This is a genomic window from Nitrosomonas sp. Nm51, assembly GCF_900111165.1.
Classification (GTDB): Bacteria; Pseudomonadota; Gammaproteobacteria; order Burkholderiales; family Nitrosomonadaceae; genus Nitrosomonas.
This window is the reverse complement of the sequence record NZ_FOGH01000030.1, coordinates 1-19,375: the sequence shown is the minus strand read 5'-3', so window position 1 is coordinate 19,375 and position 19,375 is coordinate 1. Positions and strand designations below refer to the sequence as shown.

Annotated in this window: 23 protein-coding genes; 15 read left to right on the top strand and 8 right to left on the bottom strand. The window is 47.1% G+C overall.

Annotated elements, in window-relative coordinates:
* Window positions 1–10 precede the first annotated feature (10 nt).
* The 4 genes from BMY60_RS10355 to BMY60_RS15425 form a co-directional block, all read right to left on the bottom strand.
* A complete protein-coding gene (locus tag BMY60_RS10355) occupies window positions 11–784 on the bottom strand; it encodes a PilW family protein (RefSeq protein WP_090333446.1) in 774 nt (257 codons plus the stop codon).
* Entirely contained in the window at window positions 781–1,278 is a 498-nt protein-coding gene (pilV, locus tag BMY60_RS10350) for a type IV pilus modification protein PilV (RefSeq protein WP_090333444.1), read from the bottom strand. The genes BMY60_RS10355 and pilV overlap by 4 nt, the downstream gene beginning before the upstream one ends.
* Window positions 1,272–1,796: a GspH/FimT family pseudopilin gene (locus BMY60_RS10345; protein WP_090333443.1), complete on the bottom strand. Its 525-nt coding sequence runs from the start codon at window positions 1,794–1,796 to the stop codon at window positions 1,272–1,274. Before BMY60_RS10345 ends, pilV begins: the two co-directional genes overlap by 7 nt.
* Window positions 1,797–2,298: 502 nt before the next feature.
* Window positions 2,299–2,664 (bottom strand): hypothetical protein, encoded by a 366-nt coding sequence (locus BMY60_RS15425; RefSeq protein ID WP_143057424.1) that lies wholly within the window; start codon window positions 2,662–2,664, stop codon window positions 2,299–2,301.
* Between BMY60_RS15425 and BMY60_RS10340 the strand changes: the two genes are divergently transcribed.
* A complete protein-coding gene (locus tag BMY60_RS10340; protein WP_090333441.1) occupies window positions 2,656–2,889 on the top strand; it encodes a hypothetical protein in 234 nt (77 codons plus the stop codon). The genes BMY60_RS15425 and BMY60_RS10340 overlap by 9 nt on opposite strands.
* 252 nt (window positions 2,890–3,141) lie before the next feature.
* On the opposite strand, the gene BMY60_RS10335 is transcribed toward BMY60_RS10340, so the two are convergent.
* Both BMY60_RS10335 and BMY60_RS10330 read right to left on the bottom strand, forming a co-directional pair.
* The gene (locus tag BMY60_RS10335) at window positions 3,142–3,735 is read right to left on the bottom strand and encodes an FxDxF family PEP-CTERM protein (protein ID WP_090333439.1); all 594 of its coding nucleotides are present in this window, start codon (window positions 3,733–3,735) and stop codon (window positions 3,142–3,144) included.
* Between the two features lie 37 nt (window positions 3,736–3,772).
* Window positions 3,773–4,171: a PEP-CTERM sorting domain-containing protein gene (locus tag BMY60_RS10330; protein ID WP_090333438.1), complete on the bottom strand. Its 399-nt coding sequence runs from the start codon at window positions 4,169–4,171 to the stop codon at window positions 3,773–3,775.
* A gap of 592 nt (window positions 4,172–4,763) precedes the next feature.
* Between BMY60_RS10330 and BMY60_RS16030 the strand changes: the two genes are divergently transcribed.
* The 10 genes from BMY60_RS16030 (at window position 4,764) to BMY60_RS16700 (ending at window position 14,147) form a co-directional block, all read left to right on the top strand.
* Window positions 4,764–5,207 (top strand): permease, encoded by a 444-nt coding sequence (locus BMY60_RS16030; protein WP_218141679.1) that lies wholly within the window; start codon window positions 4,764–4,766, stop codon window positions 5,205–5,207.
* Window positions 5,201–5,740, top strand: coding sequence for a permease (locus BMY60_RS16025; protein WP_218141678.1), 540 nt, complete (start codon window positions 5,201–5,203; stop codon window positions 5,738–5,740). The genes BMY60_RS16030 and BMY60_RS16025 overlap by 7 nt, the downstream gene beginning before the upstream one ends.
* Window positions 5,741–6,171: 431 nt before the next feature.
* Complete coding sequence (locus BMY60_RS10320; RefSeq protein ID WP_218141677.1) at window positions 6,172–6,513, top strand: hypothetical protein; 342 nt, start codon at window positions 6,172–6,174, stop codon at window positions 6,511–6,513.
* A 93-nt stretch (window positions 6,514–6,606) separates the two neighbouring features.
* Complete coding sequence (locus BMY60_RS10315) at window positions 6,607–7,917, top strand: TolC family protein (RefSeq protein ID WP_090333435.1); 1,311 nt, start codon at window positions 6,607–6,609, stop codon at window positions 7,915–7,917.
* Window positions 7,914–9,410: a FixH family protein gene (locus tag BMY60_RS10310; RefSeq protein ID WP_090333433.1), complete on the top strand. Its 1,497-nt coding sequence runs from the start codon at window positions 7,914–7,916 to the stop codon at window positions 9,408–9,410. Before BMY60_RS10315 ends, BMY60_RS10310 begins: the two co-directional genes overlap by 4 nt.
* Window positions 9,404–12,607, top strand: coding sequence for an efflux RND transporter permease subunit (locus tag BMY60_RS10305; RefSeq protein WP_090333432.1), 3,204 nt, complete (start codon window positions 9,404–9,406; stop codon window positions 12,605–12,607). The genes BMY60_RS10310 and BMY60_RS10305 overlap by 7 nt, the downstream gene beginning before the upstream one ends.
* A gap of 136 nt (window positions 12,608–12,743) precedes the next feature.
* On the top strand, window positions 12,744–13,151 hold the full coding sequence (locus BMY60_RS10300) for a heavy metal-responsive transcriptional regulator (RefSeq protein WP_090333430.1): 408 nt from the start codon (window positions 12,744–12,746) through the stop codon (window positions 13,149–13,151).
* Window positions 13,148–13,453, top strand: a complete 306-nt coding sequence (locus BMY60_RS10295; protein ID WP_090333428.1) for a hypothetical protein — start codon at window positions 13,148–13,150, stop codon at window positions 13,451–13,453. The genes BMY60_RS10300 and BMY60_RS10295 overlap by 4 nt, the downstream gene beginning before the upstream one ends.
* Complete coding sequence (locus tag BMY60_RS10290; RefSeq protein ID WP_090333427.1) at window positions 13,450–13,848, top strand: MerC family mercury resistance protein; 399 nt, start codon at window positions 13,450–13,452, stop codon at window positions 13,846–13,848. Before BMY60_RS10295 ends, BMY60_RS10290 begins: the two co-directional genes overlap by 4 nt.
* 191 nt (window positions 13,849–14,039) lie before the next feature.
* Window positions 14,040–14,147: a four-helix bundle copper-binding protein gene (locus BMY60_RS16700; protein ID WP_090333425.1), complete on the top strand. Its 108-nt coding sequence runs from the start codon at window positions 14,040–14,042 to the stop codon at window positions 14,145–14,147.
* A gap of 160 nt (window positions 14,148–14,307) precedes the next feature.
* Here the strand turns inward: BMY60_RS16700 and apaG are convergent, their stop codons facing one another.
* The gene (gene apaG, locus BMY60_RS10280) at window positions 14,308–14,691 is read right to left on the bottom strand and encodes a Co2+/Mg2+ efflux protein ApaG (protein ID WP_090333424.1); all 384 of its coding nucleotides are present in this window, start codon (window positions 14,689–14,691) and stop codon (window positions 14,308–14,310) included.
* Window positions 14,692–14,827: 136 nt separating this feature from the next.
* Between apaG and rpe the strand changes: the two genes are divergently transcribed.
* The 4 genes from rpe to BMY60_RS10255 all read left to right on the top strand — a co-directional run bounded on the left by rpe (window position 14,828) and on the right by BMY60_RS10255 (window position 18,729).
* Window positions 14,828–15,505 (top strand): ribulose-phosphate 3-epimerase, encoded by a 678-nt coding sequence (gene rpe, locus BMY60_RS10275; RefSeq protein ID WP_090333422.1) that lies wholly within the window; start codon window positions 14,828–14,830, stop codon window positions 15,503–15,505.
* A gap of 46 nt (window positions 15,506–15,551) precedes the next feature.
* Window positions 15,552–16,283 carry a phosphoglycolate phosphatase gene (locus BMY60_RS10270; RefSeq protein WP_090333420.1) on the top strand — a complete coding sequence of 244 codons (732 nt, stop codon included), beginning with the start codon at window positions 15,552–15,554 and terminating at the stop codon, window positions 16,281–16,283.
* Window positions 16,284–16,386: 103 nt separating this feature from the next.
* Window positions 16,387–17,859 carry an anthranilate synthase component I gene (gene trpE, locus BMY60_RS10265; protein ID WP_090333419.1) on the top strand — a complete coding sequence of 491 codons (1,473 nt, stop codon included), beginning with the start codon at window positions 16,387–16,389 and terminating at the stop codon, window positions 17,857–17,859.
* A gap of 573 nt (window positions 17,860–18,432) precedes the next feature.
* Window positions 18,433–18,729: a DUF1840 domain-containing protein gene (locus BMY60_RS10255; RefSeq protein ID WP_090333415.1), complete on the top strand. Its 297-nt coding sequence runs from the start codon at window positions 18,433–18,435 to the stop codon at window positions 18,727–18,729.
* 112 nt (window positions 18,730–18,841) lie between these two features.
* Here the strand turns inward: BMY60_RS10255 and BMY60_RS16315 are convergent, their stop codons facing one another.
* On the bottom strand, window positions 18,842–18,958 hold the full coding sequence (locus BMY60_RS16315; protein ID WP_256250796.1) for a GreA/GreB family elongation factor: 117 nt from the start codon (window positions 18,956–18,958) through the stop codon (window positions 18,842–18,844).
* Window positions 18,959–19,375: the final 417 nt, after the last annotated feature.

The following is a 19,375-nucleotide window of genomic DNA, read 5'->3' as shown; positions in this document are numbered from 1 at the left end:
GCAATCGGTATCATGGCAGTATATTGATACGGTTACGCAAGTTGAATGTAGCGGTGAACGCACGCCTTAATCGTCCGTCAGCCGGAACAACGGCCATAGTGCCGTTACAATCCCGGTAATTATTTCCGACGGTGGCGGTGTTGGTTTTATCTGAGCGCACCAGCACACAGACCCGTGCTGTGATAACTTGATTCCAATCAGCCGGGGTGGCGACATACTGGTTTGCCGACTGGTCTCCAATGGTGTCAATGCCGTATAGAATCTGAAGATCCTCGACATTATCGGCCAGGACAATGCCGACAGGCGCCGCACCCGGTATAGATGGGGCAGCATCGATTTCACCATCACATCTTAATTGCGCATTGGCCGTATCCACATTAAAATGATTCTGAATGATATTGTCAGCGGCTGCTACGTTAGCGACTGTTACATTAGTGCCTTCACAGTTGCTGTCGCCGACAACACCATCGTATTGCACCGTCAATGTATCCGCAACACCGGCACCGCCATCGACACCGTTGATCGGCGCCCCGGAAAAGGCCACTTTAAATCCTGTAAACGGGATATCAGCATGACCGGCTTGTTTAATGCTGCGGCCGATGATCTCGAGTGCAAAACGGCCGCTTTCCTGAATACGGGCGTTATCTTCCTGCACACGGAATGTCTGGCTGCTGCTTACAAATACGGTTCCAATGACCAGCAATATCATCAGACCAAGCGTTAACGCTACCATCATCTCAACCAGTGTAAAACCGCTTTGTCCAAAACTTTTAAATTGCATCATGGCGAGAATCTCGTTAGAAAACAGCGCGTTTCTGGCGTAACGGCACCCTGGCATCCACCACCTCTGTCTTTTTCAGTCCACATAATCGTGATGACATATCCATTGACCAAGTCGCCAGACACCGTTCCGCGTCCATTTGGCAGCAGATTGGCATTGGCAGCGTTCCACTGCGCATGGTCATATACGGCCATTTGAGCGGCGTCACAAGCGGCTGCTATACAATCATTGCCGGTGGGAATGTCAATCGTAAGATCATCATACAAACCGCCTCGAGCACCAGCCAGATTGGCGCGCATGCGATCTGCAATGTCATGTGTTTGATGAATGGCAATTGAACGAAAATGCGCAGTACTGTTACTTTTCATGCCCGTTGTTATCAAACCGGCCATGCCAAGTAATCCAAGCGACAGAACCAGCACGGTAATCAAAACCTCCAACATGCTGAAACCGCTGGACTTGAGTATGTGTGCGGTTAAGCTATCACGACTTAGCATGCTGCCGTTCCTTTCTCAGTACGTACACGTCCCTGATTATTCAGAAACAAAACTCTGGAATGCGCAGTGCCGCGACTGTCGCATAAAGAAAACCTAGTATTGAATCCCATAGAAAAACCGTTTGCAGCAAATGTCACCCGCGTATCGCTAACATTACTTTGAAGTGTGTTTCCGCCTGTAAACGCAGCGCCCACCTGAATGATTTCTTCACCGGCATCAACTGCGCCATTACCATCTGCATCCGCAAAAACGATCCATCCGTTCGACCAGACAGTGCCGCCGGTACAGGCAGTACCATTTGTGCTTGGACATATTGTGGCAGAACGGTTTCTTTTAATTGCCTCGCTTTTTGTCAACATGATCGATGACAAAAGACTGTTATTTTGCACTGTTATTCTGCTTTCTTGCACGAATTCCCGATAACTTGGCGCCGCCACGGTTAGTAAAATACCTGCTACACTTAAGGTAACGAGAAGTTCTATAAGAGAAAAGCCTTTATTTATTGCCAAATTATTCACTTTATACTTCTGACAATGGTCACGGATTAGATTTTTGTTACGGTAGAAGTGATGTACGACTTTAGTTTTTTTGGCATATCAGCTGCATCTTTGAACTTGCCACTTTTACTATGAAAGGACATAGCCTAAAGACAATAACACCCCTTACCCCGAAAAAGCAGGGGCTACGAATGGTGATAAAAAAAGTACTGCAACGTTACGGTGCACATTTGCTGCCGAAGCGACCAAATTGCCTGTAGTCCGGTTGGAAAACGGCCTTTTTACTATGCGTGCTCTATGGCGACAATTTGGGGTGCAAGTTGGTCGCTTAAGTCACATTAACGTGCGGAGTCAAAGCTCCAAAAAATTGAACGACTTTTGACAGCTGTGCACCGCAACATTATGATCTTTCATCATTCGGGGCGAAACAATGCTCTCATGATCGTTAGAAGACAATTAACCTGTCCGGTCAGACGACAATTATCTTGACCGGTTGAGTGTGGAGGCCAGAATGAGTTCTTACCTACTCGATAGGAGAAAGAACTTGCCTGGAAAACAAATCACACAGAAACAGGGGGCTATTTATATGAAAAGTCGTCAAACAGGGATGTGCAAGAAAATTCGGCAGCGAAATCCGGATCAGTATACGCAGTGGTCGGCGTATTGATCGATACGAGCGGCCCGAGAAAGAGCAGCGCAACTGGCGAACACGCTGTGTTCCTTTCGGTGCGATCTGGGAGGCGAAACTGGTTCCATTGCTGGCCAGAGAACCTGGGCTGACCGGCACCACGTTACGGGATATCTTGAAGACCTGTATTCTGGACACTACCCTGAAAAGTATCTCAGGACACTGCAATGCCGCGTCAAGCAATATGACGGGATGAAACATCGCTGCGATGAATCGGATGCCAGGTACTTGGCGCATCTGTTGCGGCTGGGCTTGCTTGTTGCCGAAGGCTACATCATTCCCAAAAACAGACGTGCAATGCGCGATCTGGCGCGAAAGCGCATGCAACTGGTCAGCAACGCAGTGCCCGGATTATTACGATCGAATCGGCGATGCAGCGTTATACGGGGTGCGCGCCAGCAGAAACACGATCGAACAACTGACTGAAGTGGAGCTATCCCGAGTCCGCCGCCTGATGAACTATCAATGAAAATGTTTAATTGACAATCAAATTTCAGCGTCTTGTATCAACTTTATGCTGGAATTTACCGGCAGGGATTCGTTCAACTGGTCAACATGACACCGGGCACCGTTGGACAATTTACAAACTTTGCCTCTAGCCAGTTTCGTCAAGATAAACTTCAAAGAAACGTTATTTGTAGTGGAAACTGGAAAATTGCCAGTTTCCCGCCGGGATTTTTAAGCGTAAGCAGACTGGTTGATGGAATTTTGGCGGCGCCGTACCGCAATGCCTACTAATGCAAGACCAACAAGTAACATAATATAGAATTTTGGTTCCGGAATAGGAGCAATGCTTATGTTCCCAGAATACGCGCCACTTGAGTGGCCGGCTCCCAAGTCACCACTTACGATAAGATCGTAATCATGGTCGCCCGTTAGGTTTGGAAAACTAGAGAATCCCGCGAATTGTCCGTTCACGAGTGTTCCTGGCGCGACTAAAAACGGATTGGCGTTGTCGGTTACGTCCCATAATCCAAATGAATCAAAAATGACTTCGAATCCAGGTATGTTTAAACCAAAACCACTAACTCCAAATCCGCTGATTATGCTTAAGCCCCCGCTTCCAGTCATTAAAGCGTCAGTTGTAAATGTGAAATGATCAACAAATGAGCCTGTAATCGAATCGTTGCCAAAATTGGCATTATAACTAGAAGTATTTAAAACAAAATCTGAATCTATCGGGCCGGGTGTAGATGCTTTTGCAATACTTCCACTTAGTCCGAGCCAAATTGCCAATGTAACAGCACCAGCTATGTTAACTAAACTTTTCATTTGTTATCCTCCGTTTATCACAAAATATATACAACTTCTAATAATAATAATAATTTGTTCTGCGCCGATTTGCTGCTAACCCTACTAGACAAAGGCCGATAAGAAGCATTGCGTAAGTTTCTGGCTCCGGTACTGTCGGAATAGTATGGTCTGGGGTTTGATGTTCGGTCAAAACGATTAGATTTAACAATTCCGAGGTCTGTTTTTTAGTCATCATCTGATCGTCTGCATATCCGGTTAGCAGTCCAGGATTGTCGCCAACCGAAATATGCTTGTTAATACCTTCGGTTGGCTCATGACCTGAATCATCCAATAATGCAATTTTCGTCAGATATTGATCTAAGTCCATTACCTGAACATTTGCATGGGTTTGGCCCAGATAAATTACAAAAGGCAATACAATTATTGCCAGAAAAATTTTTTTTAAGCTATTCATATTGTTGTCACATTTCCCTAACTAAAATAAGTCAAAAGATTGTTGAGCTAAACACTATATGAAAGTTGTAATTCAGCAATTTCAAACTAATTAAGCGCAGTACCTCATTCATTAAAGTCGGCTATCTTGACAAGGATTAATGCTTGCCCTGAAATCTGACGCGGTCACGGTACAGAAATCTTTCGCAACGCGCCGCTTGAAAGTTTTGCCACTGCGTCAGGCATTTACTTCAGAATTACAGCCCAGCTCCGTGTTCGAGTGCCGCGCTGGCATCGATACATGTTGTCAACCATGCATCCAGCATTCTCAAGTTAACCAGATACCAAGCGTATTCTATGTTTGTTACTGAATACTTAACAGGCGTGATGATTTTACGTGATAACAGGTAGTTGCTCAGTAAAATCTTTTTTGAATGTTTGTGTTGGTTATTATTTTATACTTTGGCCTTCAGGTAAGAATAATATATTGTATAAAGCAGATTGTAAAATTAAATTTTATGCATGTTGTACGGAAGTTGCATCAGAAGAATCGTTTACGCAAAGAGGGATGACTGATTGAATTAGGATTTTTGTGATGAATTTCGTCCAACTTATTGAATACCAATATTTCTTTATTTTTATTTGACAGTAATGACACGATTGCAATGAATGAATGGATACAAACATGGCATGAAGCAGTGACAACTACCCTCGGTCTTTTCTGGATGGCTTTGTGGGCATTTGGGCTCGGTTATTTGGTTTCGAGCATGATCCAGGTATTTGTCACGCGCAAACGCATGAAGCAAAGCATGGGTGATGCCGGCGCCAAAAGTGTATTCCTGGGTACTTTCTTCGGCTTTATTTCAAGTTCTTGCTCCTTTGCAGCACTGGCCACCACGCGCGCACTGTTCACCAAAGGCGCCGGACTAATTCCGTCACTTGCGTTTCTGTTGGCTTCGACGAATCTTGTCGTGGAGCTGGGTATTGTCATTGCAATTTTTCTGGGCTGGCAGTTTGTCGTGGGCGAATACGTTGGCGGCGTGTTGGCCTGTTGTTGATTCTGCTGATGTGGATATTCGTCCGTTTTACCCGGTCGAAGCGCCTCGTAAAACAGGCTCGAGAGCATGCGCGCGCGCAAGAGGAGCGTTCCGGCGATGACAATATCCCTGATTGGAAAGAACTTATTGCCAGCCGTGAGGGTTGGCGGCAAGTGGCTAACCAGTACATTATGGAATGGAAAATGGTATGGAAAGACGTTACCGTGGGTTTTACGGTAGCAGGAATAATAGCAGCGTTTGTTCCGCAATCTTTTTTCCAAATGCTGTTTGTAGGCAGTGGCGCAGATGATCCGCAGTTTTGGCAAATATTGCTGCAAACTTTAGTTGGTCCGATAGCCGCTTTTTTTACTTTTATTGGCTCAATGGGCAACATTCCGCTTGCAGCCGTCTTGTACGGCAATGGCGTCAGGTTTGCGGGTGTCATGGCATTTATTTTCAGCGATCTGGTGGTGCTGCCGGTACTGCGTATTCAGGCGAAATACTACGGCTGGAAAATGGCAATGTACATTATGGGTGTATTTCTGGTTATTTAGTCGTTACTGCACTGATTTTGCATTACACGTTTTCAGCTTTTGATCTGCTACCCAGTGCTGAAAATGTAAAATCCGTTACTGACCGCGAGTTTTTCGCCATTGACGCGACTTTCTTTTTGAACTTTCTGTTTATTGGTCTGAGCGGTTTTTTTCTGATCTGGAAATGGCGCACGGCCGGATTTTCAAGTGGTGATGATATTTTCAGCGAGCGACTCTTATTTTGGCTTGCACTGCTTGCATTGGTTTGGCTCGCTGGCGGCCTGATTTTCTCGTTCGTTCTTAATTGATACGTGCTACACTCAGCTTGTCGTATCGTCAAGTCAATCATATTAATGAATTATCGGGTATCCTCATTTCTAGTTGCACTGCTGTTTTTGTTCATGACGACTATCGGGTCATTGCAAGCAAAAACCGTTTTTACCTGCGCGATGATGGATACGGATGTATTCCACGAATGTTGTTGCGATGGCAATAGCGCTGATAAAAGTTGCGTGAATCATAGCTGCGATGTAATGCTCGGCCCGAATAAAGGGGCCTGCTGTGACAAATCAATTGAAATCAGTATCAATGCCGATGAAGCAAAACAAAACACATCATTTGCCAAGCCAGCTGAGATACGTTCTGATGTAGACCCGCCTCAAGCTATTATCGTCAATTATTTTGATATTCCTGTCTCACCATATTCTGTCTCAGTTTTAGTAGTCAATTCCCAGCCAATTATCGGTTCATCTGGCTCTAGCACTTATCTCATTACGCAACGACTGCGTATTTAATTCTACCTCCTTATCCTGATTCCGCTTTAGACCTTCGTTCAATCGCGTACGAATGCGTCCCTATTTAGTTGAGCCAACACAAGGAGATGAACATTGCATTCCATATTATTGCGATACACTGTTTTTAGTGTTTTTCTAACACTAATCGCTGTTCCCGTGTGGAGTAATCCTCCACAACAAACTTATGCCGGTTTTAAAACCGGTCAATATTTAACCGCCGAGCAGTTGGTATCGTGGGTGCTTGAAGTCAACCCCGGCCTAGCTGCGATACAAGCGGCCGCAGAAGCGGCTGCTTATCGCATTGATCCCGCTGGTGCGCTAGACGATCCGGTTTTGAGTTACGGCATAGCACCGCTGACGCATGATGCAGGTCGGGGTGTAAATCAAAGATTCGACGTCAGTCAAAAAATTCCCTGGCCAGGCACATTGGCCGCTCGAAAGGAAGCCGCCCGGAATGATGCACTCGCAGTCAGTAGTGAAGCTGACATGCTGCAGCTGCTGGTTATCACCCAAACCAAAGCAGCGTATGCTGAGTGGCATTTTATCCATGAGGCATTGAACATTCACCATGCAACGCAAGCGCTACTTGATGATTTAACTGCGACCACTCAAGTACGCTATGCAACTGGTCTTGCAACCAAACAAGATGCACTGCAAGCAGAAGTTGAACTGAACAATCTTAAAAATCAGGAACTAACCCTTCTCCGACAACAGGTCGCAATACAGGCACGTATTAATGCGTTACTTAATCGGGCACCAGACGCTTCATTACCGGAAGCCGAGCCGATTGTGGTTTCTCGCCAGCAACTTCCGGCATTTCAAGAATTGCAAGCTTTGGCATTGACGCATCACCCTGAACTTTCTCAATTGAACGCACGAATTTCTGCAGGTGAAAGCCGTATTACCTTAGCTGAAAAAGCATTTTTACCTGATTTTCAGGTCGGCATGGGCTATAACAGTCTTTGGGATGATGCAGACAAACGGCCTATTTTGGCTGTTTCGATCAATATACCACTTGATCGCGGTAAACGAAGATCTATTTTGAATCAGGCGCGAGCCGAAACACGTCGTGCCGAATGGTTGCTGATTGAACGGCGGGCAGAGTTGTTGGCAGATCTCGCACAAACACGTGCGGAAGTAATCGAAGCGCAGTCATCAGTGGTACTGTACCAGGATAAGCTTACTCCCCTCGCAGAAGAATACCTTGAATCGGCAATTGCGGACTATCAAAGTGGCGCCGGCGGTTTTCTCAATGTCATTACCGCTGAGCAACGCAAACTCAGCACTGACCTTGCACATGCGCGCGCACGTGCCGATTATGTAAGGCGCCTTGCCGAGCTCGAGCGTTGGACAGGCGCATCGACCAATTTGTCGCTACCAATCTCAATCGGGGTAAAACAATGAAACATTCAAAGAAATTTTTGTGGTTAACCGGTATTTCGGTATTGGCAATTTTAACTGGCGGAACCTATTTTCTTTTATCTGAGTCACGCACAAAAGTGTCTCCTGAATCATCTGCGGTTGCCGAGGACAATTTGTTTCGTTATCAGGTAAACGGATTAAATATTGGTCTAGGTATTAAGCCTAGTATTCCTCGCGTGGGTAGTAATGAACTGATTATTGAAGTTCGCGACTCTGGCGAGAATCCAGTGTCTGTCGCCATCGACGCTTACGCAGAGATGCCTGCCATGGGTGCCATGCCGGCGATGCGCGCACCTGTAGATCTCAAAGAGAACGTACCGGGGCGCTATGTGGGAACAATGCATCTGTCCATGCGTGGAGAGTGGCCGCTAACCGTCGTAATCAAAGATCCGCAACATGGCGAGAAGCGTCTTCAATTCGATCTTGCCACTGACCGTAAAGACCTTGCAATTGTCGCGGGAGCCGCACCTGTAGATGGTGTAACAAAAACAACTGACGATGCCGACATCATCACAATCGACAGCCGTCGTAGACAAATGATTGGCGTTGAGACGGACGTAGTATCTCACCGGGAATTAATAAAATCTATCCGGGCAGTCGGTGAAGTCATGTTTGATGAACAATTGTTGTCGCATGTTGCGCTAAAATTCGACGGTTATATTGGTGATCTAAAAGCCAATTATGTCGGTGCTAAGGTTACAAAGAACCAGATACTATTTACAGTTTACAGCCCTGAGCTACTGGCCGCCCAGCAAGAATATCTTGAAACGCTAAAGCGCCGGCAAAATAACGGCTCTGAAGATGGCCTGCTACGTGCGGCACGTCAACGACTGGCATTGTGGGATATGTCTCCAAAAGAAATTAAGGCGCTGGAGCAGCGTGGATCGCCGCAAGATTATGTCGCTATTTATGCGCCACGCAGCGGTACCTTGATTGAACGTAATATCGCAGACGGTAGCGCAGTTCGTAAAGATCAAACATTATTAAAGATTGCCGATCTTTCTCGTGTATGGATCGAAGCGGAAGTTTTTGAAGCTGATCTGGAATTAGTGCGGGTCGGTATGGCTGCAAGCTTTACATTGCCATATTTGCCAGGACGGACATATCCGGCAATCGTTGAATATGTTTATCCTTATCTTCAGAGTGACAGCCGCACCGGTCGTATTCGGCTGTCATTGGAAAATCCCGGTGGCGAGCTGAAACCCGACATGTACGCTGAAGTACTTTTGCAAGCGGGACTGGGGCAACGGCTCAGCGTTCCGGAGGAAGCCATCATCATGGCCGGAGATACTCGAGTTGTTTTTATCGATCTTGGGCAAGGCCGCCTCAAACCCGTTCGCATCAAAACAGGACATACTGCAGAGGGGTTTGTTGAAGTGCTCGATGGCCTGTCAGTTGGTGACATTGTAGTTACTTCGGGTAATTTTCTCATCGCAGCGGAGGCACGCCTGAAAACGGGGATAGAGCAATGGTAAACACCAATGACAACAAAGGAAAACTTGGTCCGATCGAAACGGTGATTGGTTTTTCGGCGCGTAATTGGCTTCTCATTGTAATGCTGGTTCTTGTCGCAACCATATGGGGCTATCGTTCATTCATCAGTGCGCCACTCGATGCTATCCCTGATCTATCGGATGTGCAGGTGATTGTATTTACCAATTGGCCTGGACGCAGTCCGGATTTGATCGAAGACCAGATTACATATCCGTTGACAACGACGCTGCTTGCTGCACCTGGGGTACGTTTTGTTCGCGGACAAAGTTTTATGGGATTATCATTTGTCTATGTAATCTTTGAAGATGGGACAGACATCTATTGGGCGCGCTCACGCGTGCTCGAGTATCTGAACTCAGCTGCCGCCAAACTGCCGGATGCCGTACAGCCGACACTGGGGCCCGACGCGACCGGAGTTGGTTGGGGATACCAGTATGCACTGGTTGATAAAAGTGGCAACCAGAGTCTGGCAGATTTGCGCAGTTTGCAGGATTTCAATTTGCGTTATGCACTCGAAGCTGTAGAAGGCGTTGCTGAGATTGCCTCAGTAGGTGGATTTGTCAAGGAATACCAGATTAATATTGATCCTAATAAGCTGTCATCCTACGGTATTTCTCTAGATAAAGTGATAGCAGCAGTCCGCGCATCCAATAAAGATGTCGGCGGGCGTGTTTTGGAAGTCGCCGGACATGAACAATTCATTCGTGGACGCGGTTATGTCAAATCAGTTGAGGATCTCAAAGATGTTGTAATCGGTGTGGGTGATGGCGGCATACCGATCAGCGTTGCCGATGTGGCGACCGTTAGTCTGGGGCCTGCATTACAGCGCGGACAGGCAGATTTGGATGGCGAAGGCGTCACAGTCGGTGGTATTGTTGTCATACGCTATGGAGAAAATGTCCTTGATGTTATTAATCGGGTCAAAAATCGAATAAATATTCTCAAAACCAGCTTGCCGCCTGGCGTCGAAATTGTTCCTGTTTATGACCGTTCCAGTTTGATTGAACGCGCGATTGAGACACTACAAAATACGCTCATTCATGAAATGTTGATCGTGTCGTTAGTTATCGGTTTATTTCTCCTGCATGTACGGTCAGCAATCGTAGCGGTTGTAACGTTGCCCATTGCCATATCGCTTTCGTTCATTCCAATGTTTTATCAGGGACTAACGGCGAACATCATGTCGCTTGGCGGTATCGCCGTGGCCATTGGCGCCATGGTCGATGCCGCAATTGTCATTATTGATAATATCCATAAGCGCCTGCAAAACGAAATTCTCCAGGGTGAAGCTAGAATACGTGCTGTGATCGAAGCCATGCAGGAAGTCGGTCCCAGCATTTTCTTTTCACTATTGATCATTACTGTTTCATTTATTCCCGTATTTGCTCTCGAAGGTACTGAAGGCCGTTTGTTCAAGCCCTTGGCCTACACCAAGACCTATTCGATGTTCTTCGCGGCATTGCTGTCAGTGACGCTGATCCCGGCACTGGCTATCCTGCTGATCAAGGGACGCATTCATGGTGATCATAGCAGGCTGAATAAAGGATTAACGAAATGCTATATACCGGTCGTAAAATTTGCAGTGCGCTGGCGCTGGCCAGTTATAATCCTGGCAGTGCTAGCACTGGCTGCAACGGTACCCGTATACCGTAGCCTCGGCACTGAATTCATGCCGCCACTTAATGAAGGCAGTATTCTTTATATGCCGACTACACTGCCTAATATTTCGATTGATGAAGCTACGCGCGTCATGCAAACCATGAATCGCGAGTTAAAAAAATTCCCTGAAGTCGAGCGGGTGTTCGGCAAGGTTGGCCGCAGTACCAGTCCTACGGATCCGGCTCCATTATCGATGATCGAAGCCAATATTATGCTAAAACCTGAAGCTGAATGGTGTGAAGGGGTGACCTGGGACACATTGATCGGTGAAATGGATAATGCAATGCGATTTCCTGGCATGCCGAATATCTGGTGGATGCCGATACAAACACGTACCGAAATGCTGGCAACCGGCATACGTTCGTCACTCGGTATCAAAGTTTTTGGGGCCGATCTTGCGACAGTCGAATCCATTGCGATCAATATTGAACGCGCACTGATTGATAATGAACGCACCGCACCTTATACACGCAGCGCTTTCGCAGAGCGCGCAACGGGTGGATATTTTCTGGATTTCGACATTGATCGCAAAGCCGCAGCACGGTTTGGCCTTAATGTGAACGACATACAGTCCGTTGTCGAATCCGCAATCGGGGGCATCATGGTAAGCGAGACCGTTGAAGGGCGTGAACGCTACGGTATTCTTGTACGCTATGCCCGCGAATACCGTGACAATATTGCAGCGCTTGAGCGTGTATTCGTGGCAACCCCGACCGGTGCACAGATACCGATTACACAGGTTGCCGATATCCGTTTTCGTACGGGGCCGCCGATGCTCAGAAATGAAGATGGTCAGCTTGTCAGTTTTGTGTTCGTTGATGTCAGTGACAAGATCGGTATTGCCGATTATGTTGATCTGGCGCGCGATGTTGTCACCGAGAATGTGGAAATAACACCAGGATACCGTATCGATTGGGCTGGACAATTTACGTATTTCGAACGCGCTAAAGCACGCCTGGCAATTCTGGTGCCACTGACCATATTCTTAATCTTTTTTATGCTGTATATGCATCGGAAATCAATAACCGAAACACTGATCATTATGACAGCACTGCCATTTTCGTTAATCGGCAGTATCTGGCTGCTGGCCGCGCTCGGTTACAATTTGAGCGTTGCCGTCGTGGTCGGCATGATTGCGATGGCCGGTCTGTCGGTTGAATTAGGACTATTGATGATGCTGTATTTGGATCTCGCATGGCGCAGGCATGTCGCGGACGGTTCGCTTAAAACCAGGACAGACCTGAAAAATACGATTGCCGAGGGAGCAAGTCAACGTATTCGTCCAATGTTGATGACCAGCCTGACGCTGTTCTTGGGCCTGCTGCCTATCATGTACAGTAGCGGAAGTGGTGCTGATGTGATGAAACGCATCGCTGCACCTATGCTGGGTGGTACAGGCTCGACATTGATTCTGGTATTGATTGTTTTTCCGGCTATTTTTTCATTATGGCGTAGCCGATACGTATACGATTTAAGCGCATTATCCCAAAATCAGGGAGAAACAAAAAATATAACTTAGGGATAAGTTCAGAATCCTGTGTAAGTTTACAAATCAGCTAACGCGCTGCTCTTACGATCTCATCTTGTTCGTTAGATTTAATACTTGACTCTGGAGTGTAGTCCATAGTCTAGAGTAACGATGTAAGGAGGTAATTATGCTAATCGGTGAACTGGCAGAAAAGGCAGACGTAAGTGTTGATACCATTCGCTATTATGAACGGGAAGGACTGATCAATCCTGTTTCGGTACGTGATTCCGGATACCGTGAGTTTGATGAAAGCTCTGTTGACGCCATCCTTTTTGTGGTACGGGCCAAGGATTTAGGATTTTCACTCAAAGAAATCTGCACACTGTTACGGCTAAAAAACGATCCCGACACGACTTGCGGTGAAGTAAAAGTACTGGCTGAGAAGAAAATATCCGATGTCATTGCCAAGATCAAAAGCCTGCAAGCTATAAAAAAAGATCTGGCCGCACTTATAAGCAAATGCGCTGATACAGCAGCCTCCGTTGATGAATGCCCAATTGTAGACTCACTTGATAAAAAGGAGAAAGGAAAATGAATATTGAATTCATCTATTTTAAGGAATGTCCGAATGCGAACGCCGCTCGGGAAAATCTGCATAAGGCGTGTTCCGCGCTTGGTATTGAAGCTGACTGGCAAGAATGGGATCAAAATAACGATAATGTTCCAGAACATGTCAAAGACTTTGGTTCCCCCAGTATTCTGGTAGAAGGAAAGGATGTCGCCGGCGGCTCCGGTGAGTGCCATCAGGCTAAATCCTGTCGTGTTTATGAAGACGGTCAGAATGCGCCGGATGTAGAAACAATTATGGTGGCATTGCGAGAAAACCTGCATCAATGAAAAAGTTTATCATGGCATTACCGCCCTTTCTGGCCTCGGCATTTGCGGCCTTGCCGATACTTACATGTCCGGCATGTTGGCCGCTTTATGCCGGATTGCTCAGCGTTCTTGGTTTAAACTTTGTTGACTACACGCCATTTTTGTTTCCCGTTACAGCCGTGCTTCTCCTCATATCCCTTGTTCCGCCTGTCTGGAAAGCAAGACAGCGATGGGGTTATAGACCGATTGCTGCCGGGCTCATCGGTTCCGTACTTATTTTGTATGGCAAATTCTGGTTGTTAAGTCAGCCGCTATATTATGTCGGTATAGCTATTCTTCTGACCGCATCAATCTGGAATATATGGCCACGCTGGAAAAAGGATAAATGTTATCAGTGTATTTCTGAAACATCTTGACTCTGAACTAGAATCAAGGGTTTGCACTGCTTCATTGAAACAATTCGTGTGTAACAAAACGAAGTATGGTCCTTGTTTTGTATGTTGAAAATACGGGTTCATTTGGACTCTAAGAGAGGAAAATGCCATGATTAATAACGATATTCAAACTGTATCGACGCATGTCTGGCTTGCTTTAAAGCTTGCGAGGAATGCGTGGACTGTTGTATTGGTTCGGAAAGCATGACCAAGAGCTTTGTCAAAAATGCGCTGAAGCCTGCCGTCGTTGCGCAGAAGAATGCCGGAAAAATGCACTTTAATTAAAATGATTTGACTCCTGGAAGCTAATACTCTATCCACATGATATTGCCGGGTTCAGTACGCTTGTTAACGTGCATAACAAGGCACGTCTTTCCATGTACACTGACAAACTCACTGAGCCCGGCAATATCATATTGATAGAGCGCTAGTACTAGCTTGTTAATGCAATACTCGCGGTACTGTCAAAATAAATTCGGGGATCGGCACGTCAAAATGTACGCCGTCTTCGGCGGCCATCTGGTAGCTGCCTTTCATCGAGCCGGCGGCGGTTGAAATGACGGTCCCACTGGTATATTCAAAAGTGTCGCCTGGTTTGAGCAGCGGCTGTTCGCCAACGACACCCAAGCCGCGGACTTCTTGGACTGTGCCGTCGCCATTGGTGATTACCCAGTGGCGGCTGATCAGCTGCGACGCGACTGTACCTTTATTAGCGATGGTGATCGTATAGGCAAAAACATGCTGGTCGGATGCTTCGTCCGATTGATCCGGCAAATATGTTGTCCGGACACTGACGTTGATTTCATATTTTTTTTCTTCTGACATAGCACTCATTGCACACTATTTTACTGATTGTATCAAGCACAAAATGCGGCGAATCCTGAAACCATTGTGATTCTCATTAACGCGGCGAGATCAAATGCGGTTAAAATACCGCATTTGATTTTTGAGAGGTTATCCTATGTATCGCATAGCTCCCAGTATTTTATCAGCAAATTTTGCCAAGCTCGGTCAGGAGATTACAGATGTAATTGATTCGGGCGCTGATATTATTCATTTTGATGTCATGGACAATCATTACGTACCGAATCTGACTATCGGGCCGCTGGTCTGCGAGGCTATCAGACCGCTGACTGACGCAATGATTGATGTGCACCTGATGGTTGAGCCCGTGGACCGGATCGTGCCTGATTTTGCCAAGGCCGGCGCCAATATTATTTCTTTTCATCCCGAAGCATCCGCACATATCGACCGCACCATCGGTTTGATCAAGGATCAGGGCTGTCTTGCGGGGCTGGTGTTTAATCCGGCCACACCCCTGCATTATCTTGACCATGTGCTGGATAAACTTGATCTGGTATTGATTATGTCGGTTAATCCGGGGTTTGGCGGGCAGAAATTCATTCCGGAGGCGTTGAGTAAGCTCAAGGCGGTGCGCAGACGGATTGATGAAAGCGGTAAAGAAATTATGCTGGAAATCGATGGTGGCGTTAAAACCGATAACATTGCCGAAATTGCCCGCACAGGTGCCGATACGTTCGTTGCGGGCTCTGCGATCTTCCATGCGGGGCAAGACAATGATCCACACCGGTATGACTCTATTGTTGCAGCGTTACGTGCAGAACTGGACAAAGTATAAAGCCAGATAGCATAAAACAATAAAGACAGGCGTTTCTGCCATAAATATGAATAAACAACTTTTTTCGTACGCTAAGAGTACGGCTGATAAACTCAACTTTCCATTGCCTGTCAAGGTCGTGATGATTGATCTGGACGGAACTCTGCTCGATACGGCTGAGGATCTGGCACTGGCGGCCAATCTGATGTTGCGTGAACTGGGTAGACCGGAACAGTCGGTTGCAGCGATCAAATCCTATATTGGCAAAGGTATACAGAGACTGGTAAAGCGTGCATTAACCGGTGATTTGAATGGAGAACCGGAACCGCGGTTACTCGAAACGGCGCTGCCGATTTACAAAAGACATTATGCCGAGAATGTGCATGTGCATACCAAGCCTTTTCCGGGTGTTAAAGAGGGTGTCAAGTTTCTGCGACAAGCCGGGTTTCGCTTGGCCTGTATAACCAACAAGTCGGAAAGCTTCACGCTGCCATTGATGCAGGCGGCAGGCTTTCACGATTGCTTTGAAATCATATTGTCGGGCGATAGTCTGCCAAAAAGAAAACCGGACCCCATGCCGTTGTCGCATATCTGCGCACATTTTAATGTGCAGCCGCATGAAGCGGTACTACTGGGAGATTCGCTCAATGACGCAACCGCTGCCCGTGCTGCAGGATGTCATGTTTTCTGCGTGCCATATGGTTACAACGAAGGTCGCGATGTGCACGAGCTGGATTGCGATGCAATTGTGCCTTCGCTGGTTGAGGCGTCGCGGCTCATCGTCAAAGCCGCCCCGTAGTCATGACACAAATAAAGAGATCAGTCGCCTGACAAGGCGTGCCAATCGTTATGTATCCTGAGTATGGATAAAGCGGATTTTATATTATGCAAAGAGCTGTTGAATGACTGAAAGTGAATTTAATCGACTTGCACGGCAGGGTTATAATCGCATTCCTGTAATACTGGATACCTTTGCCGACCTCGATACACCGCTTTCCGTGTATTTGAAGCTGGCAAACAGTCCTTATTCCTATTTACTTGAATCTGTGCATGGAGGAGAGCGTTTCGGTCGCTATTCGTTTGTGGGTCTGCCTGCGAGTACGCGTATCGAGGTGCGCGGTAATGTTGTCCGTGTAATCAACGGACAGCATATCGAAGAAAAGGAAGTCGAGGATGCGCTCGCATTCATCAATCAGTATATGACGCAGTTTAACGCTGCGCAGCTTGAGGCGCTGCCCCGATTCAGCGGGGGGCTGGTGGGTTATTTCGCGTATGATACCGTCAGGTATATTGAATCCAGGCTGGCCGGACATGCGCGGCCGGACGTTCTGGATACGCCGGATATACTGTTGTTGCTGTCAGAGGAACTGGCAGTTGTTGATAATCTTGCCGGTAAGCTTTATTTAATTGCTTATGTCGATCCGGCTGTCGATAACGCCTATCATGCAGGCAAAGAGCGTCTGGAAGCGCTGCTAAAAAAACTGCGTCAACCGGTAACGATACCCACCGAACGCACCATCAGTAAAGGCGCGACAATTTCCGAATTCAGCGAAAGTGATTTCCTGTCGGCTGTTGAGCGAGCCAAGCAATATATATACGACGGTGACATTATGCAGGTTGTGTTATCACAGCGTACCAGCAAACCTTTCCAGGCGTCTCCGCTCGCGCTGTACCGTGCTTTACGCAGCCTGAATCCCTCGCCGTACATGTTCTATTATCATTTCAATGACTTTTGTGTCGTCGGTGCTTCGCCGGAAATACTGGTGCGCCTGGAAGACGACCTTGTGACCGTGCGACCGATTGCGGGCACCCGTCCGCGTGGAAAAAATCCGCAGGAAGATGTCGAATTCGCTGCCGATCTGCTGGCCGACCCCAAGGAAAGGGCCGAGCATGTCATGCTGATGGATCTTGGCCGTAATGATATTGGGCGTGTGGCGCAAACCGGAAGTATCAAAATCACAGAAAACATGCAGATTGAACATTACTCCCATGTCATGCACATTGTTTCCAATGTGGAAGGAAAGCTCAAGCCGGAATTCAATGCCATGGACGTTCTGCGTGCAACATTTCCTGCCGGCACTGTCAGTGGCGCACCGAAAGTGCGTGCAATGGAAGTTATTGACGAGCTGGAAATATCCAAGCGTGGAGTCTATGCCGGTGCAGTCGGTTATCTGGGTTTTAATGGCGACATGGATCTGGCAATCGCCATACGTACCGGCGTGATTAAAGACGGAAAATTACATATTCAGGCCGGTGCGGGGATCGTAGCCGACTCGGTGCCGAAAAATGAATGGATTGAAACGCAGAATAAGGCCAAGGCGATTTTGCGTGCAGCCGAAATTGCTGAAGAAGGACTGGATTATAAGTTTGAATGAACGTTCTGGATTAGCTGAATTTCAAGAATCAGATTCATACGTGGGCCAGAAACGAAACACGCCCACAGCATTTACAGTCACCGGCCAGGGCAATGGCGGATTTCTGGCGACTGATTTTGCTGCCGATGCGCGATTTGTTATTTATTGTTTATGCGTAGTAACTACTTGCCCCAAAAAATCCAAAAAAGACTTGACAGGTTTCCGGGTGGGTAAAATTCAATGGCCAATATCGATAAAATCAGTGTTCGGAAACAAATCGACACTATCAAGGCTGAGTTTGAACAATTGCGCGGTCAAGGCAAATAGCACCGGAAGCGCATGCTTTAATGGACAGCATGCCGCTGATCATTGACCTGATCTTGTCCATCTTTCAGGAACGCCTCACGCCAAAGACAAACAAGAACGCTGGCATTCCATCTTTCCAAACCGCAAGCCGGATGATACGACACCGGGCAGCAGGCGCAAAGGGAGATCCTTGAGTGGCGCAGCATTGAATAACCGGTGCATCCATGATTTATTCGCGGCTCCTAAGCAGGATTCATGATAAGCTTGGTGGTTACGGAGGGAAATTAGATGCTGGTGACCTTTAAAACGGATGTTGGCAACATTTCGATGTTTGGGAGTGATGCGCTTCAAATGATCAAAATGATGGGACACAGCGAAGCCGTGCCCGGTGCTATTTTGGCTGATGATGTTCCACAGGCACTCAGCCGATTGAAAGCGGCGTTGAAAAAGAAAGAAGCTGCGCCACCGTCCAATGAAAACGACGATGAGGATGAGCCAGTGATCAGCACTGCGCACAGAGGGCTGCCGCTGGTTAATCTGCTGACTGATGCAGCGGCTGCAGGATGCGACGTGATGTGGGAATGAGCTGATAGCCGGTATCTGAAATTATCTGAGAGTCAGCGATGGTATATTCCGGCGCATTCGGGCTGGTAAGCGATTTCACTCAAGCTGACGCGCAGTACGCCACCTTCCGGTTTTACTTGACCAGGTCAACGTCACCCTGGGAAAGGCCAAGCAGTGCGCTGCTGACCGGCGCAAGCACGGAAATTTTATTGCCGCTGTTATCGATATCCCCGGGATAAACCAGTGCCATACAGAATTCTTTCGATGAGGATTCTACTGTGAATCTGACAGTGGAATTCATGGTTGCCACCACTGGTGGGATAGCATCCGGTTCGACTATGTCCGCTCGTGACAGCTCGGCTTCCAAGGCGCTGCTGCCGGGATGCAATGCAAGGCGGAGGGATGAGTCATAGCGAGGCTATGGCGGCGGCGAACAACGCCGCAGTGTGCCCGCCAGATGCGGTCCAAGTGTTACAGTTATTTATGAACGATTCCTAACAACAATAAATCAATTGGCTGGTTTCCAGCTGGTTCGGAGCCGTCGTGAAACGGATATGCGTTTTGATCTTAAATAGTCGATGCTTAAATACATTCAAGTGATTGATATTAATTATAAATATCAATAATTGTACTGTTCAGATCGACCAGAAAATGATAAAATGAGCAC

Excerpts from the sequence above, each read along its gene's own strand:
- BMY60_RS10335 (WP_090333439.1), bottom strand. The coding sequence starts at position 3,735 with ATGAAAAGTTTAGTTAACATAGCTGGTGCTGTTACATTGGCAATTTGG.
- BMY60_RS10295 (WP_090333428.1), top strand. The coding sequence starts at position 13,148 with ATGAATATTGAATTCATCTATTTTAAGGAATGTCCGAATGCGAACGCC.
- trpE (WP_090333419.1), top strand. The coding sequence starts at position 16,387 with ATGACTGAAAGTGAATTTAATCGACTTGCACGGCAGGGTTATAATCGC.
- BMY60_RS10330 (WP_090333438.1), bottom strand. The coding sequence starts at position 4,171 with ATGAATAGCTTAAAAAAAATTTTTCTGGCAATAATTGTATTGCCTTTT.
- BMY60_RS10320 (WP_218141677.1), top strand. The coding sequence starts at position 6,172 with ATGGATACGGATGTATTCCACGAATGTTGTTGCGATGGCAATAGCGCT.
- BMY60_RS10340 (WP_090333441.1), top strand. The coding sequence starts at position 2,656 with ATGAAACATCGCTGCGATGAATCGGATGCCAGGTACTTGGCGCATCTG.
- BMY60_RS10300 (WP_090333430.1), top strand. The coding sequence starts at position 12,744 with ATGCTAATCGGTGAACTGGCAGAAAAGGCAGACGTAAGTGTTGATACC.
- apaG (WP_090333424.1), bottom strand. The coding sequence starts at position 14,691 with ATGTCAGAAGAAAAAAAATATGAAATCAACGTCAGTGTCCGGACAACA.
- BMY60_RS15425 (WP_143057424.1), bottom strand. The coding sequence starts at position 2,664 with ATGTTTCATCCCGTCATATTGCTTGACGCGGCATTGCAGTGTCCTGAG.
- pilV (WP_090333444.1), bottom strand. The coding sequence starts at position 1,278 with ATGCTAAGTCGTGATAGCTTAACCGCACACATACTCAAGTCCAGCGGT.
- BMY60_RS10255 (WP_090333415.1), top strand. The coding sequence starts at position 18,433 with ATGCTGGTGACCTTTAAAACGGATGTTGGCAACATTTCGATGTTTGGG.
- BMY60_RS10290 (WP_090333427.1), top strand. The coding sequence starts at position 13,450 with ATGAAAAAGTTTATCATGGCATTACCGCCCTTTCTGGCCTCGGCATTT.
- BMY60_RS10310 (WP_090333433.1), top strand. The coding sequence starts at position 7,914 with ATGAAACATTCAAAGAAATTTTTGTGGTTAACCGGTATTTCGGTATTG.
- BMY60_RS10305 (WP_090333432.1), top strand. The coding sequence starts at position 9,404 with ATGGTAAACACCAATGACAACAAAGGAAAACTTGGTCCGATCGAAACG.
- BMY60_RS16315 (WP_256250796.1), bottom strand. The coding sequence starts at position 18,958 with ATGGCACTGGTTTATCCCGGGGATATCGATAACAGCGGCAATAAAATT.
- BMY60_RS16700 (WP_090333425.1), top strand. The coding sequence starts at position 14,040 with ATGCGTGGACTGTTGTATTGGTTCGGAAAGCATGACCAAGAGCTTTGT.
- rpe (WP_090333422.1), top strand. The coding sequence starts at position 14,828 with ATGTATCGCATAGCTCCCAGTATTTTATCAGCAAATTTTGCCAAGCTC.
- BMY60_RS10270 (WP_090333420.1), top strand. The coding sequence starts at position 15,552 with ATGAATAAACAACTTTTTTCGTACGCTAAGAGTACGGCTGATAAACTC.
- BMY60_RS10355 (WP_090333446.1), bottom strand. The coding sequence starts at position 784 with ATGATGCAATTTAAAAGTTTTGGACAAAGCGGTTTTACACTGGTTGAG.